This is a genomic window from Streptomyces beijiangensis, from assembly GCF_017315755.1.
Classification (GTDB): Bacteria; Actinomycetota; Actinomycetes; order Streptomycetales; family Streptomycetaceae; genus Streptomyces; species Streptomyces beijiangensis.
The window spans coordinates 14,382-30,894 of sequence record NZ_JAFLRJ010000218.1; the positions used below are offsets into that span (position 1 = coordinate 14,382).

The 16,513-nt window shown below is 69.1% G+C and carries 14 protein-coding genes and 1 pseudogene; 13 read left to right on the forward strand and 2 right to left on the reverse strand.

The window, feature by feature from the left end:
- Window positions 1-41 precede the first annotated feature (41 nt).
- From J0695_RS22830 to J0695_RS22850, 5 genes and pseudogenes are all read left to right on the forward strand, one after another.
- The gene (locus J0695_RS22830) at window positions 42-806 is read left to right on the forward strand and encodes an NUDIX hydrolase (protein ID WP_206964137.1); all 765 of its coding nucleotides are present in this window, start codon (window positions 42-44) and stop codon (window positions 804-806) included.
- A gap of 71 nt (window positions 807-877) precedes the next feature.
- Window positions 878-2,608: an ATP-binding cassette domain-containing protein gene (locus tag J0695_RS22835; protein ID WP_206964146.1), complete on the forward strand. Its 1,731-nt coding sequence runs from the start codon at window positions 878-880 to the stop codon at window positions 2,606-2,608.
- A 160-nt stretch (window positions 2,609-2,768) separates the two neighbouring features.
- Window positions 2,769-3,656, forward strand: coding sequence for a FadR/GntR family transcriptional regulator (locus J0695_RS22840; protein WP_206964148.1), 888 nt, complete (start codon window positions 2,769-2,771; stop codon window positions 3,654-3,656).
- 326 nt (window positions 3,657-3,982) lie between these two features.
- Window positions 3,983-5,533 carry an RNA polymerase sigma factor gene (locus tag J0695_RS22845; RefSeq protein ID WP_206964149.1) on the forward strand — a complete coding sequence of 517 codons (1,551 nt, stop codon included), beginning with the start codon at window positions 3,983-3,985 and terminating at the stop codon, window positions 5,531-5,533.
- A gap of 133 nt (window positions 5,534-5,666) precedes the next feature.
- Window positions 5,667-6,453 (forward strand): annotated as a pseudogene (locus J0695_RS22850) (serine protease).
- A 112-nt stretch (window positions 6,454-6,565) separates the two neighbouring features.
- On the opposite strand, the gene J0695_RS22855 reads toward J0695_RS22850, so the two are convergent.
- Window positions 6,566-6,796 carry a DUF7455 domain-containing protein gene (locus tag J0695_RS22855; RefSeq protein WP_206964151.1) on the reverse strand — a complete coding sequence of 77 codons (231 nt, stop codon included), beginning with the start codon at window positions 6,794-6,796 and terminating at the stop codon, window positions 6,566-6,568.
- A gap of 434 nt (window positions 6,797-7,230) precedes the next feature.
- On the opposite strand from J0695_RS22855, the gene J0695_RS22860 reads away from it, so the two are divergent.
- The 6 genes from J0695_RS22860 (at window position 7,231) to J0695_RS22885 (ending at window position 13,954) form a co-directional block, all read left to right on the forward strand.
- Window positions 7,231-9,321: a DNA gyrase/topoisomerase IV subunit B gene (locus tag J0695_RS22860; RefSeq protein WP_307798723.1), complete on the forward strand. Its 2,091-nt coding sequence runs from the start codon at window positions 7,231-7,233 to the stop codon at window positions 9,319-9,321.
- A 123-nt stretch (window positions 9,322-9,444) separates the two neighbouring features.
- A complete protein-coding gene (locus J0695_RS22865; protein WP_206964159.1) occupies window positions 9,445-9,960 on the forward strand; it encodes a DUF1453 family protein in 516 nt (171 codons plus the stop codon).
- Complete coding sequence (locus tag J0695_RS22870; protein ID WP_206964162.1) at window positions 9,957-11,114, forward strand: sensor histidine kinase; 1,158 nt, start codon at window positions 9,957-9,959, stop codon at window positions 11,112-11,114. Before J0695_RS22865 ends, J0695_RS22870 begins: the two co-directional genes overlap by 4 nt.
- Complete coding sequence (locus J0695_RS22875; RefSeq protein ID WP_206964164.1) at window positions 11,111-11,782, forward strand: response regulator transcription factor; 672 nt, start codon at window positions 11,111-11,113, stop codon at window positions 11,780-11,782. Before J0695_RS22870 ends, J0695_RS22875 begins: the two co-directional genes overlap by 4 nt.
- 106 nt (window positions 11,783-11,888) lie before the next feature.
- Window positions 11,889-12,365, forward strand: a complete 477-nt coding sequence (locus J0695_RS22880) for a DUF485 domain-containing protein (RefSeq protein WP_206964165.1) — start codon at window positions 11,889-11,891, stop codon at window positions 12,363-12,365.
- A complete protein-coding gene (locus tag J0695_RS22885) occupies window positions 12,362-13,954 on the forward strand; it encodes a monocarboxylic acid transporter (RefSeq protein ID WP_206964167.1) in 1,593 nt (530 codons plus the stop codon). The genes J0695_RS22880 and J0695_RS22885 overlap by 4 nt, the downstream gene beginning before the upstream one ends.
- Here the strand turns inward: J0695_RS22885 and J0695_RS22890 are convergent.
- Window positions 13,928-14,650: a response regulator gene (locus J0695_RS22890; RefSeq protein WP_206964169.1), complete on the reverse strand. Its 723-nt coding sequence runs from the start codon at window positions 14,648-14,650 to the stop codon at window positions 13,928-13,930. The two genes, J0695_RS22885 and J0695_RS22890, sit on opposite strands and share 27 nt — an antisense overlap.
- 144 nt (window positions 14,651-14,794) lie before the next feature.
- Here J0695_RS22890 and J0695_RS22895 point away from each other — a divergent pair, with 144 nt between their 5' ends.
- Window positions 14,795-15,619 (forward strand): ABC transporter ATP-binding protein, encoded by an 825-nt coding sequence (locus J0695_RS22895; protein WP_206964171.1) that lies wholly within the window; start codon window positions 14,795-14,797, stop codon window positions 15,617-15,619.
- Window positions 15,600-16,481 carry an ABC transporter permease gene (locus tag J0695_RS22900; protein WP_206964173.1) on the forward strand — a complete coding sequence of 294 codons (882 nt, stop codon included), beginning with the start codon at window positions 15,600-15,602 and terminating at the stop codon, window positions 16,479-16,481. Before J0695_RS22895 ends, J0695_RS22900 begins: the two co-directional genes overlap by 20 nt.
- Window positions 16,482-16,513: the final 32 nt, after the last annotated feature.

Sequence of the window (16,513 nt, forward strand, 5' to 3'; positions counted from 1 at the left end):
AGGGGCGCGCTTATCGTCAGGGAGACGACTATGATCGTCCTATGTCGCCCTACGACCCGTCGGCCTTTCCGCCCTTCGCCGTCACCGTCGATCTGGTCGTGCTGACCGTACGACGTCACGCGCTCTGCGCACTGGTCGTGCGCCGGGGGGAGTCGCCGTTCCAGGGTCGGTGGGCACTGCCCGGCGGTTTTGTCCGTGAGGACGAGGATCTCGGGTTGGCCGCGGCCCGGGAGCTCGGCGAGGAGACCGGGCTGCATGCGCACGATCCCGCGGCGCCCGCTCCCGACAACGGAGCCCATCTCGAGCAGTTGGGTACCTACGGCGATCCCAGGCGCGATCCCCGGATGAGGGTCGTCAGCGTGGCCCATCTCGCGCTCGCCCCCGATCTGCCTGCCCCCCGGGCCGGCGGCGATGCGAACAGCGCGCGCTGGGCGCCGGTGGAGACCCTGCTTCATCACGAGAGCGACGTGGGACGCGATGGCGAGCAGCCGGTCCCGCTCGCCTTCGACCATGCGCGGATCCTCGCGGACGGCGTGGAGCGCGCCCGCTCCAAGATCGAGTACTCCTCGCTCGCCACGGCCTTCTGCCCGCAGGAGTTCACGGTGGGTGAGCTGCGGCGGGTCTACGAAGCGGTGTGGGGCGTGGCCCTGGACCCCCGTAACTTCCATCGCAAGGTGACCGGTACGCCAGGCTTCCTCGTCCCCTCGGGAGGGACCACCACCCGGCAGGGCGGCCGCCCCGCCCAGCTGTTCCGGGCCGGCGGTGCGGCGCTGCTCAATCCTCCGATGCTCCGTCCCGAAGTCTGAGCCGCTCCGCAAAAAGTCCTAAATATCGCGTTATCTTGCTGCGGTACCAACCCTGCCGCCGAAGAGATGCGATGCTCCAGGCCATCGGACTGACCAGCACCCCTCGCCAGGACCTCGGGCCCGCCGTGGACGATCTGACCTTCGAGGCCGGGTCCGGACAGGTCACGGCGCTGCTCGGGACCCCCGGATCCGGGAAGACCACCGCCCTGCGGCTGATGCTCGAACTCGAACCGGGCCGCGGTGTCACCTGCTTCCGTGGCCGCCCCCTGCACCGCATCGCCCACCCGGCGCGCGAGGTCGGGACACTTCTCGGAGATGTGCCCGGCCATCCCGCCCGTACCGCCCGAAGTCAGCTCCGGATGCTCTGCGCCGCCGCCGGCGTTCCTGCCTCCCGCGCCGACGACCTGCTCGAAGTCGTCGGCCTGGCGGGTCTGGGGGGCCAGCGCCTCGGCACTCTCTCCCTCGGCATGGACCGCAGGCTCGGCCTCGCCGCCGCCCTGCTCGCGGACCCCCACACCCTTCTCCTCGACGCGCCCTCCGAGGGGCTCTCCCCACGCGAGAACAGCTGGTTGCACGGCCTGCTGCGCGGTCATGCCGCCCACGGCGGAACCGTCCTCTACACCACCAGGGACCCCAAAGAGGCGGCTCGCACCGCAGACCGGGTCCTCACCATCGACGCCGGGCGGCTGGTCGCCGACCAGGACGCGGCAGAGTTCGCCCGCACCCGGCTCCGCCCCCGCGTCGCGGTCCGTACCCCGCACACCACCCGCCTCGCCGCTCTCATCGGCCGCGAGGCCCGCGAGACCCGGCGCTCCGTCGAAGTCGTCGCCGAGGGCGGCAGTCTCCTGTCCGTCTACGGCAGCAGCTGTGCCGAAATCGGCGACACCGCCTTCCGGCACAGCGTCCTCATCCATCAACTCGCCGACGAGACGGGCCCGACGCCCGCTCCCCGGGCGCCCGAAGTCCCCGCCGGCCCCACGCCCGCGATCCGCGCCGAGAGTGTCGCTCCGCCGCTCGTCCGCCGCCCGGCCCGCGGACCGCTCCGCCCGGTCCGCTACGAACTCCGCCGGCTCCTGGGCGTACGGACGGCCCCCCTCGTCGGGGCCGCGGTCCTCCTCGCCTCGGCCGTCATCTCCGTACTCCTCGCCCGCACCGGCGGCACCCCGCTTCCCCGCCTCCTGGCCGCCTGGCCCCGCTATCTCCCGCTGCCGCCCGCCGCCTTCGGTGCGGGGCTGCTCGGCGCCCTCGCATTCGGCGACGAGTTCCGCTACCCCGCTCTCGCGGCAGGCCGAGGCACGGTCCCCCGACGGCTCGGACTGCTCGCGGCCAAACTCGCAGTCTCCGCCGGGGCCGCGCTGCTCATGGCCGCACTGGTCGTTGTGACCGACGCCCAGGTTCTCCGTCTGCTGTACGGGGGCGACTTGGCACACGTACCGCCGGACTGGGAGGCCCTGTCGGTGAGTTGGGGCGCCCTCGTGGTCGGCTGCGCCTGGGCAGGACTGCTTGCCGCCGGTGTCTTCAGGAGTACGTCGGCAGGGCTCGCCGCGGTCCTGGCCGTACCGGTCCTGGTCGTACCGCTGGTGCAGAAGATGTTCGCCGGGCCGTCAACGCTCGCTGTCGCGGGACTCCCCGGCAGGCTGCGCGATTTCGCCTGGATCTCGTGGCCATACCAGACCGACCGATGGCTGGCGGGTCTGCTGCGACTCGTGGCGCAGCCCGTCGGTGCGGCGCTGGCGTTGTCACTCTCGGGCCTGCTCTGCGCATATCTGCTCACCGGCCTTCGCGGCAGGGCCCGTTGGTGACCGTCTTCCTGCGTATCCGCTCCGACCTGCACACAACTCCTTTGAAGACGCCCGCTTCTTTCCGATAAGGCGTCAATTGAGAGGGGTGCGGCGATCACCCTTTCGTGTGCTTTTCACCAAAGACCTCAAGGGGCGCAGGAGCCACGCCGACAAAGGATGCGTGACTACCCTTGCGCACTCCATGATGACCGCCGCCCGTTCCGCCGACTCCGGACTGGCGGGTCCGGGCGAACTCGACCGCTATCCCTACGCGGAGGCGCCCGGCGCCGACCGTGTCGGTCCCCCCTCCTGGGGCGGGGCCGATGCGGAACTCGGCCGGGTCGGCCGGCGCTCTGCGGGCAGCCGCGGCCGTGGGTTGCACGGCCAACTTGTCCAGCAGCTCGGTCAGATGATCGTTTCCGGCGACCTCGGCGCCGACCGTCCGCTCGTTCCCGAAGAGATCGGCCAGCGTTTCGAGGTCTCCCGCACGGTCGTACGCGAATCGCTGCGTGTACTCGAGGCCAAGGGCCTGGTCAGCGCCCGCCCGAATGTCGGTACCCGGGTCCGCCCGGTCAGTGACTGGAACCTGCTGGACCCCGACATCATCGAATGGCGCGCCTTCGGACCGCAGCGCGACGACCAGCGCCGTGAGCTGGCCGAGCTGCGCTGGACGATCGAGCCGCTCGCCGCCCGCCTTGCGGCGGGGCATGGCCGTGAGGACGTACAGCAGCGCCTTGCCGACATGGTGGAGATCATGGGCCACGCTCTCGCCCAGGGCGATTCGATCACTTTCTCCCGCGCCGATGCCGAGTTCCACTCGCTGCTCATCCAGCTGGCGAGCAACCGCATGCTGGAGCACCTCTCGGGAATCGTCTCGGCGGCGCTCCATGTTTCCGGCGGTCCCGTCACCGGCTGTGACCGGCCCACCGAGATCTCGCTCGCGCACCACGCCAGGATCGTGGAGGCCATCGTCGCGGCCGACCCGCAGGGCGCCGAGTCCGCCATGCGTCAACTGCTCATGGTCCACCCGGAGGTGGAGCGCGTGGTTCCGGCCCCGCGGGAGCACTGACCGGGCAAGGACCTGCGCGTTCGTACGGACCGTGTGTCGCCGGATCCCTCGGGTCCGGCGACACACTTGTGGGTGAACGTCCGCGCTTGTCGTTAACGTCGTAATTGAGGTGTGACTCGGGCCACGCAGATTGGGCGTAACACTCCTCGAAACAGCGCGATGACTTAAGAGGCGACAGTCGAAGAGGGAATACAGCAGCCGTACGTGGCGCTGTGCAGCTCCGAGGTTCAGCCCGCGCCGTCGGTACATCCCCAGCCGGCGGTCGTCGGTTCGGCCCCATCAGGGTCTGAACCGGAAGCCGTTTCCATCGTTCCGAGAGGTTGTTCGTGTCGGCCAGCACATCCCGTACTCTCCCGCCGGAGATCGCCGAGTCCGAGTCTGTCATGGCGCTCATCGAGCGGGGAAAGGCTGATGGGCAGATCGCCGGCGACGACGTGCGCCGGGCCTTCGAGGCTGACCAGATTCCGCCAACCCAGTGGAAGAACGTTCTGCGCAGCCTCAACCAGATCCTCGAGGAAGAGGGTGTGACGCTGATGGTCAGTGCCGCGGAGTCGCCCAAGCGCCCCCGTAAGAGCGTCGCAGCGAAGAGCCCGGTCAAGCGCACCGCCACCAAGACGGTTGCTGCCAAGACGGTCACGACGAAGACCGTCGCGGCCACTGCGGCACCCGCGGGTGCCACCGTGGACGCAGACGCCGTCGCCGACGACACCGAGCCCGCGAAGAAGGCGGTCGCCAAGAAGGCGGCAGCCAAGAAGACCGTCGCCAAGAAGGCGACGGCCAAGAAGACCACCGCGAAGAAGAGCGCCTCCAAGAAGGACGCCGACGAGATGGACGACGACGAGTCGTCCGAGGAGACCCCGGCCAAGGCCGGCGACGGTGAAGAGGAGGAGGGTGGCGAGGCCAAGGGCTTCGTTCTCTCCGACGACGACGAGGACGACGCGCCTGCGCAGCAGGTCGCCGTCGCCGGCGCCACCGCCGACCCGGTCAAGGACTACCTGAAGCAGATCGGCAAGGTCCCGCTCCTCAACGCCGAGCAGGAGGTGGAGCTCGCCAAGCGCATCGAGGCGGGTCTCTTCGCCGAGGACAAGCTGGCGAACTCCGACAAGCTCGCGCCGAAGCTCAAGCGCGAGCTGGAGATCATCGCCGAGGACGGGCGCCGGGCCAAGAACCACCTGCTGGAGGCCAACCTCCGTCTCGTGGTCTCGCTGGCCAAGCGCTACACCGGCCGCGGCATGCTCTTCCTGGACCTGATCCAGGAGGGCAACCTCGGTCTGATCCGCGCGGTCGAGAAGTTCGACTACACCAAGGGCTACAAGTTCTCCACGTACGCCACCTGGTGGATCCGTCAGGCGATCACGCGCGCCATGGCCGACCAGGCCCGCACCATCCGTATCCCGGTGCACATGGTCGAGGTCATCAACAAGCTCGCGCGCGTCCAGCGCCAGATGCTCCAGGACCTGGGCCGTGAGCCCACCCCGGAGGAGCTGGCCAAGGAGCTCGACATGACCCCTGAGAAGGTCATCGAGGTCCAGAAGTACGGGCGCGAGCCCATCTCGCTCCACACCCCCCTGGGTGAGGACGGCGACAGCGAGTTCGGTGACCTCATCGAGGACTCCGAGGCCGTCGTCCCGGCCGACGCGGTCAGCTTCACGCTTCTGCAGGAGCAGCTGCACTCGGTCCTGGACACGCTGTCCGAGCGTGAGGCGGGTGTGGTCTCCATGCGCTTCGGCCTCACCGATGGTCAGCCGAAGACGCTCGACGAGATCGGCAAGGTCTACGGCGTGACGCGTGAGCGCATCCGTCAGATCGAGTCGAAGACCATGTCGAAGCTGCGTCACCCGTCGCGCTCGCAGGTTCTGCGCGACTACCTCGACTAGGCCGTACGAAGTGTTGTACGCCGCAGGCCCGGGCTCTCTCACGAGACCCGGGCCTGCGGCATGAGCGGGTGCGGGCGGCAGCGTCCTGGTCGACTCTGGGTGAACCGTGTTCACCGGAGAGTCAGGAGCCGTCATGCGTCGTCCTATCGCCCGAGCGCTGACAGGGGTGCTGGTACTGATCGGAGCGGTTGCCGCGGCACCTCCCGCGGTCTCCGTGCCCGCCGTGTCCGACGGTGTGGTCATCGGAGGGTCGCCCGCGCACGTCTCCGACAGCCCCTGGGTCGTGGCGGTGTCCAGCCGTGACCGGTTCGGAGGTGCCAGGGCGGGTCAGTTCTGCGGGGGAGTGGTCGTGGAGCCGGACAAGGTGGTCACGGCAGCCCACTGTCTGAGCCGGGAGGTGCTCGGGGCCCCGCNNGCGGGGCCCGGGCGGTCAGGAGATCCGGGTCAGTGGCACCTGGACCGATCCGGACTACAACCCTGGCACCAACGCCGACGACCTGGGCGTGCTGACCCTGTCCCACGCGCTCCCGGAGTCGTACGTGCTCCAGATGGCGAAGCCCGGCGACATGGCGGACCGGCCGGGCGCGGGCGCCACCGTCTACGGCTGGGGCGACACGACCGGCAATGGGGCCTACCCGGGCGAGCTGCGCTCCACCGGGGTGCGGGTGCTGCCCGATGCGGCGTGCGAGAAGGCGTACCCGGGGAACGAGGACGGGACGTACGTGGCCGCCAGCATGCTCTGCGCCGGGGATCCGCGCGGCGGGCACGATGCCTGCCAAGGCGACAGCGGGGGCCCGCTCGTGGCCCGTGGGCGGCTCATCGGGCTGGTCTCCTGGGGGGTCGGCTGCGGGCAGGCGTCGAACCCCGGGGTCTACACGCGGATCTCCGCGCTCTTCCCCGAGGCCGGGTCGAACGGCTGATTCCGGCCATTCGGGACCGGATACGACAACGGGCGGCTCCCCCTGCGATGCAGGGGGAGCCGCCCGTCGACCGGTCCTGGACCGGCCTCTGGCTCGTCGTGGGTGCGAGGTGTCAGCGTTCCTCTTCGGCTGAGGTGGCCGGTACGGTCGTGAGCCGATCGGTCTCATCCTGGATGTCCGCGGCGATCTTCTTGAGCTCAGGCTCGAACTTGCGTCCGTGGTGGGCGCAGAAGAGCAGTTCGCCGCCGCTGGCCAGGACAACGCGCAGATATGCCTGGGCGCCGCATCGGTCGCATCGGTCGGCGGCCGTCAGGGGGCTCGCGGGGGTCAGAACAGTAGTCACGTCGCCTCTTCTCTAGCTCGACGAGCTGTCGTACCAGGGTCAACATCCAACCAGGCCGAAAACGTTCCCGCTCGAGGCTTTTCCTTGAAACTTTTTGTCAAGGTGGCTGTCTGCTGCCGGTTGGCGGCGAAGGTGCCGTATTGCGGTGGCTTTACGGTTTCGCGTTGATTGTCTTGGGTTGATCCTCCCGGCTGGGTTGCCGGTTGTTGATGAGGACGTGCCCGGAGCCTAAATGGTTCATGCCTCGAAGGGAACGTGATGTGCGCTTCACTCCAACGAGCTATCGAACGTGTGTACGATGACGGATTGGCCTGTGCCGTTGTCTAGGGTGGTGTAACAACGGCTCTACCAGGCCTCGGTACCCTCTGACGGGTGAGCGACGCCCGGCCTGTACCCACTGGGCCCCAAAGTAAATTCAGCGAGGAGCGAACTGCGTGACCGCCGATACGTCCGTGCAAAGGGACAGCTCCAACTACACCGCGCGGCACCTGCTCGTCCTCGAAGGGCTCGAAGCGGTCCGTAAACGGCCGGGCATGTACATCGGGTCCACCGACAGCCGCGGTCTGATGCACTGCCTCTGGGAGATCATCGACAACTCCGTCGACGAGGCTCTCGGTGGCCACTGCGACCTGATCGAGGTCATCCTCCACGAGGACAGCTCCGTCGAGGTGCGGGACAACGGCCGGGGCATCCCGGTCGACATCGAGCCCAAGACCGGGCTGTCCGGCATCGAAGTCGTCATGACCAAGCTGCACGCCGGCGGAAAGTTCGGCGGCGGCTCGTACGCGGCCTCCGGCGGTCTGCACGGCGTGGGCGCCTCCGTCGTCAACGCCCTCTCCGCCCGCCTCGACGTCGAGGTCGACAGGAACACGACGCACTCCATCAGCTTCCGGCGCGGCGTGCCCGGCATGTTCACCGAACCGGGCCCCGACAGCCCCTTCGACCCGGCCAGCGGACTCCTCAAGGGCAAGAGGGTGCCCAAGGGCCGTACCGGAACGAGGGTCCGCTACTGGGCGGACCGGCAGATCTTCCTCAAGGACGCCAAGCTCTCCCTGGAGCACCTGTACCAGCGCGCCCGCCAGACGGCGTTCCTGGTGCCGGGGCTCACCATCGTCGTACGCGACGAGCGGGGCATCGAGGGCGAGGGCAAGACCGAGGAAACCTTCCGCTTCGACGGCGGCATCAGCGAGTTCTGCGAGTACCTCGCGCAGGACAAAGCGGTCTGCGACATTCAGCGGCTGACCGGCATGGGCACCTTCAAGGAGACCGTCCCTGTCCTCGACGACCGCGGTCACATGACCCCCACCGAGGTCACCCGAGAGCTGGCCGTGGACATCGCCCTGCGCTGGGGCACCGGCTACGACACCACGGTCAAGTCCTTCGTCAACATCATCGCCACCCCCAAGGGCGGCACCCATGTGTCCGGCTTCGAGCGTTCTCTGACCAAGACCGTCAATGAGGTGCTGCGCTCGGCCAAGCTGCTGCGCGTCGCCGAGGACGACGTCGTCAAGGACGACGCCCTGGAGGGGCTCACCGCGGTCGTGACCGTACGGCTCGCCGAGCCGCAGTTCGAGGGCCAGACCAAGGAGGTCCTCGGCACCTCGGCGGCCAACCGGATCGTCTCCAATGTCGTCGCCAAGGAGCTCAAGGCCTTCCTGACCTCGACCAAGCGCGACGACAAGGCGCAGGCGCGGGCGGTCATGGAGAAGGCCGTCGCCGCGGCCCGTACACGTATCGCCGCCCGCCAGCACAAGGACGCGCAGCGCCGGAAGACCGCACTGGAGTCCTCCTCGCTGCCGGCCAAGCTCGCCGACTGCCGCAGCGACGACGTGGAGCGCAGCGAGCTCTTCATCGTCGAGGGGGACTCGGCGCTCGGTACGGCCAAGCTCGCCCGGAACTCCGAGTTCCAGGCTCTTCTGCCGATTCGGGGAAAGATCCTGAACGTACAGAAGGCCTCCGTGTCGGACATGCTCAAGAACGCCGAGTGCGGGGCGATCATCCAGGTCATAGGAGCGGGGTCCGGGCGGACCTTCGACATCGACGCGGCGCGCTACGGAAAGATCGTGCTGCTTGTCGACGCGGACGTCGACGGCGCGCACATCCGGATCCTGCTGCTCACGCTCTTCCAGCGCTACATGCGGCCGATGGTCGAGGCGGGGCGGGTCTTCGCGGCCGTGCCGCCGCTGCACCGGATCGAGCTCGTCCAGCCCAAGAAGGGGCAGGACAAGTACGTCTACACGTACTCGGACAACGAGCTGCGGCAGACGATGCTGGAGTACCAGCGCAAGAACATCCGCTACAAGGACGCCATCCAGCGGTACAAGGGTCTGGGCGAGATGGACGCCGACCAGCTGGCGGAGACCACGATGGATCCGCGGTTCAGGACGCTGCGGCGGATCAACATCGGTGACCTGGAGGCGTCGGAGCAGGTCTTCGATCTGCTGATGGGCAACGAGGTCGCGCCGCGCAAGGAGTTCATCACCAGCTCCGCGGCGACCCTGGACCGCTCGCGCATCGACGCCTGAGGGTTCTCCACCCGTGGGTGGAGCGTGAAGCTCCACCCACGGTCCACCCCTGCTCCGATCCGCTGACCAGGGCATTTCCGTAACTTCGAAGGCATAGAACTTCGTCGTCCCCCGGAGGCCCTGATGTCCACGCTCACCGATGTCGTGGTGATCGCCGCTGTTGTCGTGCTGGTGCTCGTCCGGCAGTTCAGGACGCAGCAGATCGCCCACGACCGGCGCTGGTGGGTCCTGCCGGGCGTGCTGCTGTTCTGCGCGGTGCGCCAGGACGGACTGCTCGATGTGCACCACCGCACCGGGTCCGTCCTGCTGATAGGCGCCGAGCTGCTGGTCGGCCTGGCCCTGGGCGCGGGCTGGGCCTGGACCACCAAGGTGTGGGCCGAGACCGACGGCACGGTCTGGGCGAAGGGCACCATGGCCACTGCCGCCGTGTGGGTGGTGGGGATGCTGGTGCGGCTGGGCATGATGGGCGTCGGAGCTCTGGCCGGGGTGCGGCTGGGCAGCGGGGCCCTGCTGATGGCGCTGGCCGCCTCCCTGCTCGTACGGTCGGGAGTGCTGACCTGGCGGGCCGGGCGGATGCGGGCGCCGTACGGTGTCGCTGCCGCCGGCCCGGTGAGGGCGGCCTGGAAGGACCGTGTGTGACCACCAGTACCTGGACCAGCTGGCCCTCGCGGGAGGCGCTCTCCCGCGAGGGGCTGACGCATGCCAGACGTTGGCTCGCCCGTACGGTGCGGCTGTTCACGCTGACACTGCTGCTGTGGAGCACCTTCTCGCAGGCCACCGCACCGGCCTGGGGGCTGGCCGCGGCCGCGGTGGGCCTGGCCGGGTGCGCCGCTGTCGCCTGGGCGTTCTTCCGCACCAGCCTGGAGAACAGGCTGTGGCCCTCGGTCGGTCTGATGGTGCTGCTGATGGGCGCGGCGATGGCCGCACAGCAGTCCGGGTTCCACACCCCGGCCGTGGTGCTCTGGTGCGGTTGCGCCGTCACTGCTCTGGAGCGGCTGCCGCTCATGGCCGCACTGCCCTGCACCGCACTCGCCCTGGGGACCTATGCCCTGGTCAATACGGACGGCTGGCTGGGGACCGCGGTCACCACCGCGGGGCTCGGGCTCGGTGGTTACGTCCTGAGGCTGGACGCGGAGGCGCGGGGCAGCGCCCAGCGGCTGCTGGCCCAGGAGCGGGCGGCGCGTGCCGCCGAGGCTGAGACGGCGGCGCTGGCCGAGCGGGGGCGGATCGCCCGGGAGATCCACGACGTCCTCGCGCACAGTCTCTCCGCCCAGCTGGTGCATCTGGAGGCGGCCCGGCTGCTGATCGAGCGGGAGCCGTCCGGGGGTTTCCGCGACCAGGTCCTGGAACGGGTGGTCGCGGCCCGCGGGATGGCCCGTGAGGGGCTCGCGGAGACCCGGCAGGCGCTCTCCGCGCTGCGGGGGGAGATGACGCCCGTGGAGGAGTTCCTGCAGGAGGTGGTGGGTGCCGCGGAGCTCGCCGTGACGGGGGAGCGGCGGCCGCTGCCGGCCGAGGCATCACAGGCGGTGCGGAGGGTGGCGCAGGAGGCGATGACCAACGTACGGAAGCACGCGCCGGGGGCGCGGGTGCGGGTGCGGCTGGCGTACGAACCGGGCGAAATCGCCCTGGAAATACGGGACTCGGGTGGTCGCAAGCCCGACGGGGAGCTCACTGTCAGTGGCTCCGGTTACGGTCTGTTGGGGATGCGGGAGCGCGCCGAGCTGCTCGGCGGGACTCTTGAGGCCGGACCGGACGAGGAGGGCTTCATGGTGCGACTGAGGGTGCCGGCATGACGGCGCGAGTGGTGGTGGCCGACGACCAGTCCGTGGTGCGCGAAGGCATTGTGATGCTGCTCGGGCTGCTGCCCGGCATCGAGGTCGTGGGCGCGGCGAAGGACGGCGAGGAGGCGGTGGCCCTCGTCGCCGAACTCGCCCCCGATGTCGTGCTGATGGACCTGCGGATGCCGCGCTGCGACGGGGTGGAGGCGACGCGTCGGATCCGCGACCTGTACCCGTCCACGCAGGTCGTGGTGCTGACGACGTACGCGGACGACGATTCGATCTTTCCCGCGCTGAGAGCGGGGGCCCGGGGCTATCTGACCAAGGACGCCGGGGGCGACGAGATCGTACGGGCCGTCCAGGACGTGATGTCAGGACAGGCAGGGCTGTCGCCCAGTGTGCAGAGGCTGTTGGTGGAGCGGGTCACAGGTGCGCCGACGCCCGCCGCGGCCGCGGCGGAGCTGCCCGACGGGCTCACCGCACGCGAGGCCGAGACCCTGGTGCTGATCGCCGAAGGGCTATCCAACCAGGAGATCTCCCGTTCGCTGCAGATTTCCACGGCGACGGTGAAGACGCACATCAACAACCTTTTCGCCAAGACCGGAGTGCGCGATCGTGCCCAGGCCGTGCGATACGCCTACCAACAGGGCCTTGCGCGGCCACCTGGTACATCCCTCACCTAGTCACCTAATGGGGTGAAGAGGGGCCCAGAAGGGCCCGGGATCTTCCCGATGTACCCATCCTTGGGCACGCGGCCGTAGCGGTCCGCGTACAGGGAGAGGACGTTCGGTGGAGAAGGACGAAGGGCGCGAGTCCGCTGAGGTGCGGCTCGACGACCCCTGGTACGACGCGTTGGCTTCCGGCTGGGGGGAGTTGAACGAGGCCGGCAGCGGCGTTCCCGCGGCCGTACCGGCGCAGAAATCGCCCGAGCCGGGCCGCAGCGCGGCCGACATCTATCTCGAGGTGCAGGCCAGCGCCGCCTTCCAGGAAGTGCGCAGCCGCTACCGGAGGTTCGTCGTCCCCGCGGCCCTGGCCTTCCTCGCCTGGTACGTGGCGTATGTCGTCACCGCCACGACGGCTCCGGGCTTCATGGCCCGCCCGGTGGCCGGGGCGGTGAATGTCGCGATGGTCGCGGGGCTCGGTCAGTTCCTCACCACCTTCCTGCTGACCTGGGCCTACGCACGTCATGCGCGACTGCGCAGGGACCGGGCCGCGCTCGATCTCCGCTGGGACACACAGGAATTGACGCGGGGGATCACCAGGTGAGCAGCGACCACCAGACTCTGGCGCTGCTGCTCTTCAGCGCATTCATCGCGGTGACGCTCGCCATCACCACCTGGGTGAGCCGCAACCGGCACGGCTCCGCCGAGGAGTTCTACGCGGGCGGACGGCTCTTCTCCCCCATGGAGAACGGTTTCGCCATCGCGGGCGACTACATGTCGGCCGCCTCCTTCCTCGGCATCTCCGGCCTGATCGCCCTCTTCGGCTACGACGGCATGCTCTACTCCGTCGGCTTCCTGGTCGCCTGGCTGGTCGTGCTGCTCCTCGTGGCCGAACTGGTGCGCAACTGCGGCCGGTTCACCCTCGCCGACGTGGTCGCGGCCCGGATGAGTGAACGCCCCGTACGCATCGCGGCGGGAACTTCCTCCGTCACCGTGTCCGTTCTCTATCTGGTGGCGCAGATGGTCGGTGCGGGCAGCCTGGTCTCGCTCCTCCTCGGTGGGAACAGCGGCGCGTCACAGGTGTTCGCGGTGATCGGCGTCGGCGCGCTCATGGTCGTCTATGTGACGCTGGGAGGGATGCGGGCCACCACCTGGATCCAGATCGTCAAGGCCGTCCTGCTGATGGCGGGTGCGATCACGCTCACCGTGCTCGTGCTGGTCCGCTTCCACGGGAACTTCAACCTCCTGCTCAACACCGCGGCGGACCGCAGCGGTCACGGCGTGAAGTTCCTTTCGCCCGGCCTCAAGTACGGCGGGGACTGGACCGCGCGCTTCGACTTCATCAGCCTCGGCCTCGCGCTGGTCCTCGGCACGGCGGGACTGCCGCACATCCTGTCCCGCTTCTACACCGTGCCGACCGCGCGCGCCGCCCGCCGCTCCGTCGTCTGGTCCATCGGCCTCATCGGCGCCTTCTACCTGATGACGATCGTGCTCGGCTTCGGCGCTGCCGCCCTGGTCGGCTCCGACGCCGTACGGAAGTCGAATGCCGCGGGGAACACGGCGGTTCCGCTGCTCGCCATGGATCTCGGCGGGGGCGCAGGATCCACAGGCGGAACGGTTCTGTTCGCCGTGGTGGCGGCGATTGCCTTCGCGACGATCCTCGCGGTCGTCGCAGGCATCACGCTCGCCTCGTCCGCCTCCGTGGCCCACGATCTGTACGCCTCGCTCAAGCGCCGTCACGCCAAGCAGCACAGCGAAGTCGCCGTGGCACGGGTCGCCGCGGCCGGCATCGGGGCGGTCGCCATCGCCCTGGGGCTCCTCGCGAAGGACATGAACGTGGCCTTCCTGGTCGGCCTCGCCTTCGCGGTCGCCGCATCCGCAAATCTGCCCGTGCTGCTCTACTCGCTGTTCTGGCGGAACTTCACCACCCGCGGGGCGGTCTGGTCGGTCTACGGAGGGCTGGTCCCCGCGATCGTCCTGGTGCTGCTGTCTCCCGTCGTCTCGGGCAGCCCCGAATCCCTCTTCCCCGGCATGGACTTCCAGTTCTTCCCGCTGCAGAACCCCGGTCTGGTCTCCATCCCGCTGGGCTTCCTCGCGGGCTGGCTCGGTACGGTCACCTCGGCCGAGCCCGCGGACGCGGCCAGGCACGCGGAGACGGAAGTACGGTCACTGACCGGAGCCGGGGCCGTCTGACCCCGGCACGGCCCAGACATAGCGGTGCTCCGGCCGGCCCGTGTCCCCGTACCTGAGGCTGAGCCGGAGCCGCCCGGTCTGCTCCAGCTGGCGCAGATACCGCTGGGCGGTGGACCGGCTCAGCCCCGTCCTGGCGGCCACCTCATGGGCCGACAGCGGCTGCGGCGCCCCGGTGAGCACTTCGCGGATCAGCTCGGACGTCGGTACGGAATGACCTGCGGGCAGCCCCGTCGACGCGGTGGGCCCCGCCGTGCGCAGGGCGCTGAAGATCCGGTCCACCTGCTCCTGGACCGCGGCCTCGCCGCTGCCGCCGACGCGGTCCACGGTGCGGCGCAGCGCGGCGTAACTGTCCAGCCTGGAGCGGAGTCCGGCGAAGGTGAACGGCTTGATCAGATAGTGCAGGGCACCATGGCGCATGGCGGCCTGCACGGTCTCCACGTCACTGGCCGCGGTCACCATGATCACATCGGTGTGGTGGCCCAGCTGCCGCATCCGCCGGACCAGCGAGAGGCCGGTCTCGTCCGGCAAGTAGTGGTCGAGCAACACCAGATCGATGTGCTCGCGCTCCAGCGTGGCCATCGCCTGGGCGGCGCTGTGCGCGCGGGCGGCGACGCGGAAGCCGGGAACCTTTCCCACGTACGCAGCGTTGATCTCAGCAACACGGAAGTCGTCGTCGACCACCAGCACGTCGATCATCCGACCTCCCTGTGTTAACCGTTTGTTTCAACCACGTAGTTGTAGCGCGAGCAAAACGAGCACAACAGTGTCTTGCGAGCAGAAGACGGTCTTGCGCCCACAAGACTGACGCCGTGGTGCGTGCCACACCTACGGTCCCGCTCCATGAGCACAGACACGAGCCCCGCCATCGAGCTGCGGGGCGCCAGCAAGGCGTTCCGTACGCCCTCCGGGGCGCTGCACACCGCCGTCCGGGATCTGGACCTGACCGTGGCCCGCGGCGAGTTCATCGCCGTCGTCGGTCCCACGGGCTGCGGCAAATCGACCACGCTGACCCTGATCAGCGGCCTTGAGGAGCCTACCGGGGGCGAGGCGCTGGTCTCCGGCGAGCCGGTGTCAGGCATCGGCGACAAGGTCGGCTTCGTCTTCCAGCAGGACGCCACCTTCCCCTGGCGCACAGTCCTGTCCAATGTGATGGCCGGCCCCCGCTTCCGCGGTGTGCCCAAGGCCGAGGCGAAGGAGCGGGCCCGCGACTGGCTGGCCCGCGTAGGCCTCTCGGCCTTCGAGGACCGCTACCCTCACCAGCTCTCCGGCGGCCAGCGCAAGCGTGTCGCACTCGCCCAGACCTTTGTGAACGACCCGGAGATCCTGCTCATGGACGAGCCGTTCTCCGCCCTCGATGTGCAGACCCGCGCGCTGATGTCGGACGAGCTCCTGGAGCTGTGGGCCGGTACGGGATCGTCGGTCGTCTTCGTCACCCACGACCTGGAGGAGTCCATCGCCCTCGCCGACCGCGTGGTGGTCATGACGGCAGGACCCGCCACGGTCAAGGAGATCTTCACCATCGATCTGCCCCGCCCGCGGAAGGTCGAGGAGGTGCGGCTGGAGCCGCGGTTCATCGAGATCTACCGCGAGATCTGGTCCTCGCTCGGCGAAGAGGTCCGTATCACCCGCGAAAGGGGTGCGGCCGATGTCGACCACGCAGCCTGAGACCAAAACCGGCATCGCACCCGCGGCCGCGACGAGCGCCGAAGGGCGCAAGAACTCCCGTGCCAGGGCCGCACGCCGCCGCAAGGGCCTGGTCCTGGGCAGCCGGCTGCTGCTTCTGGTCGTACTGCTCGGCCTGTGGGAGGTGCTCGCCCGCACCAAGGTCATCGACCCGTTCAACTTCTCGATGCCCTCGAAGGTCTGGGACCAGATCAGCACCTGGGTCCTGCACGGCACCGCTCAGGGCTCCCTCGGCGAGCAGATCGCCATCACGCTGTACGAGGCCTTCATGGGCTGGATCATCGGCGTCATCGCCGGTGTGGTCCTCGGGATCGTCCTCGGCCGGATCGCTTTCCTCGCCGACGTCCTCGGCCCGTACGTCAAGGTCCTCAACGCCATCCCCAGGATCGCCCTGGCGCCGATCTTCGTCATCTGGTTCGGCCTCGGCCCGGAATCGAAGATCGCCTCTGCGATCGTGCTGGTCTTCTTCCCTGTCTTCTTCAACGCCTTCCAGGGCGCCCGGGAGGTCGACCGCAATCTGGTCGACAACGCCCGCATCCTCGGTGCGAGCAACCGCAAGGTGACGCTTCAGGTCGTCGTCCCCTCCGCCACCACCTGGATCTTCACCAGCCTGCACATCAGCTTCGGATTCGCCCTGATCGGCGCCATCGTCGGCGAGTACATCGGCGCCTCCAAGGGCGTCGGCCTCCTCGTCGCCGCGGCCCAGGGCAACTTCAACCCGGCGGGTGTCTATGCGGCGATGGCCATCCTCGCCGTGGTCGCCCTGGTCGCCGAGGGACTGCTGACCCTCGTGGAGCGCCGCCTCTTCAAGTGGAAGCCGACCGGTCACGGCGCCGACCGCTGACCCGCTCCGCCACCACACCCTCCCCAGCACCG

Excerpts from the sequence above, each read along its gene's own strand:
- J0695_RS22830 (WP_206964137.1), top strand. The coding sequence starts at position 42 with ATGTCGCCCTACGACCCGTCGGCCTTTCCGCCCTTCGCCGTCACCGTC.
- J0695_RS22835 (WP_206964146.1), top strand. The coding sequence starts at position 878 with ATGCTCCAGGCCATCGGACTGACCAGCACCCCTCGCCAGGACCTCGGG.
- J0695_RS22865 (WP_206964159.1), top strand. The coding sequence starts at position 9,445 with ATGTCCACGCTCACCGATGTCGTGGTGATCGCCGCTGTTGTCGTGCTG.
- J0695_RS22875 (WP_206964164.1), top strand. The coding sequence starts at position 11,111 with ATGACGGCGCGAGTGGTGGTGGCCGACGACCAGTCCGTGGTGCGCGAA.
- J0695_RS22890 (WP_206964169.1), bottom strand. The coding sequence starts at position 14,650 with ATGATCGACGTGCTGGTGGTCGACGACGACTTCCGTGTTGCTGAGATC.
- J0695_RS22895 (WP_206964171.1), top strand. The coding sequence starts at position 14,795 with ATGAGCACAGACACGAGCCCCGCCATCGAGCTGCGGGGCGCCAGCAAG.
- J0695_RS22900 (WP_206964173.1), top strand. The coding sequence starts at position 15,600 with ATGTCGACCACGCAGCCTGAGACCAAAACCGGCATCGCACCCGCGGCC.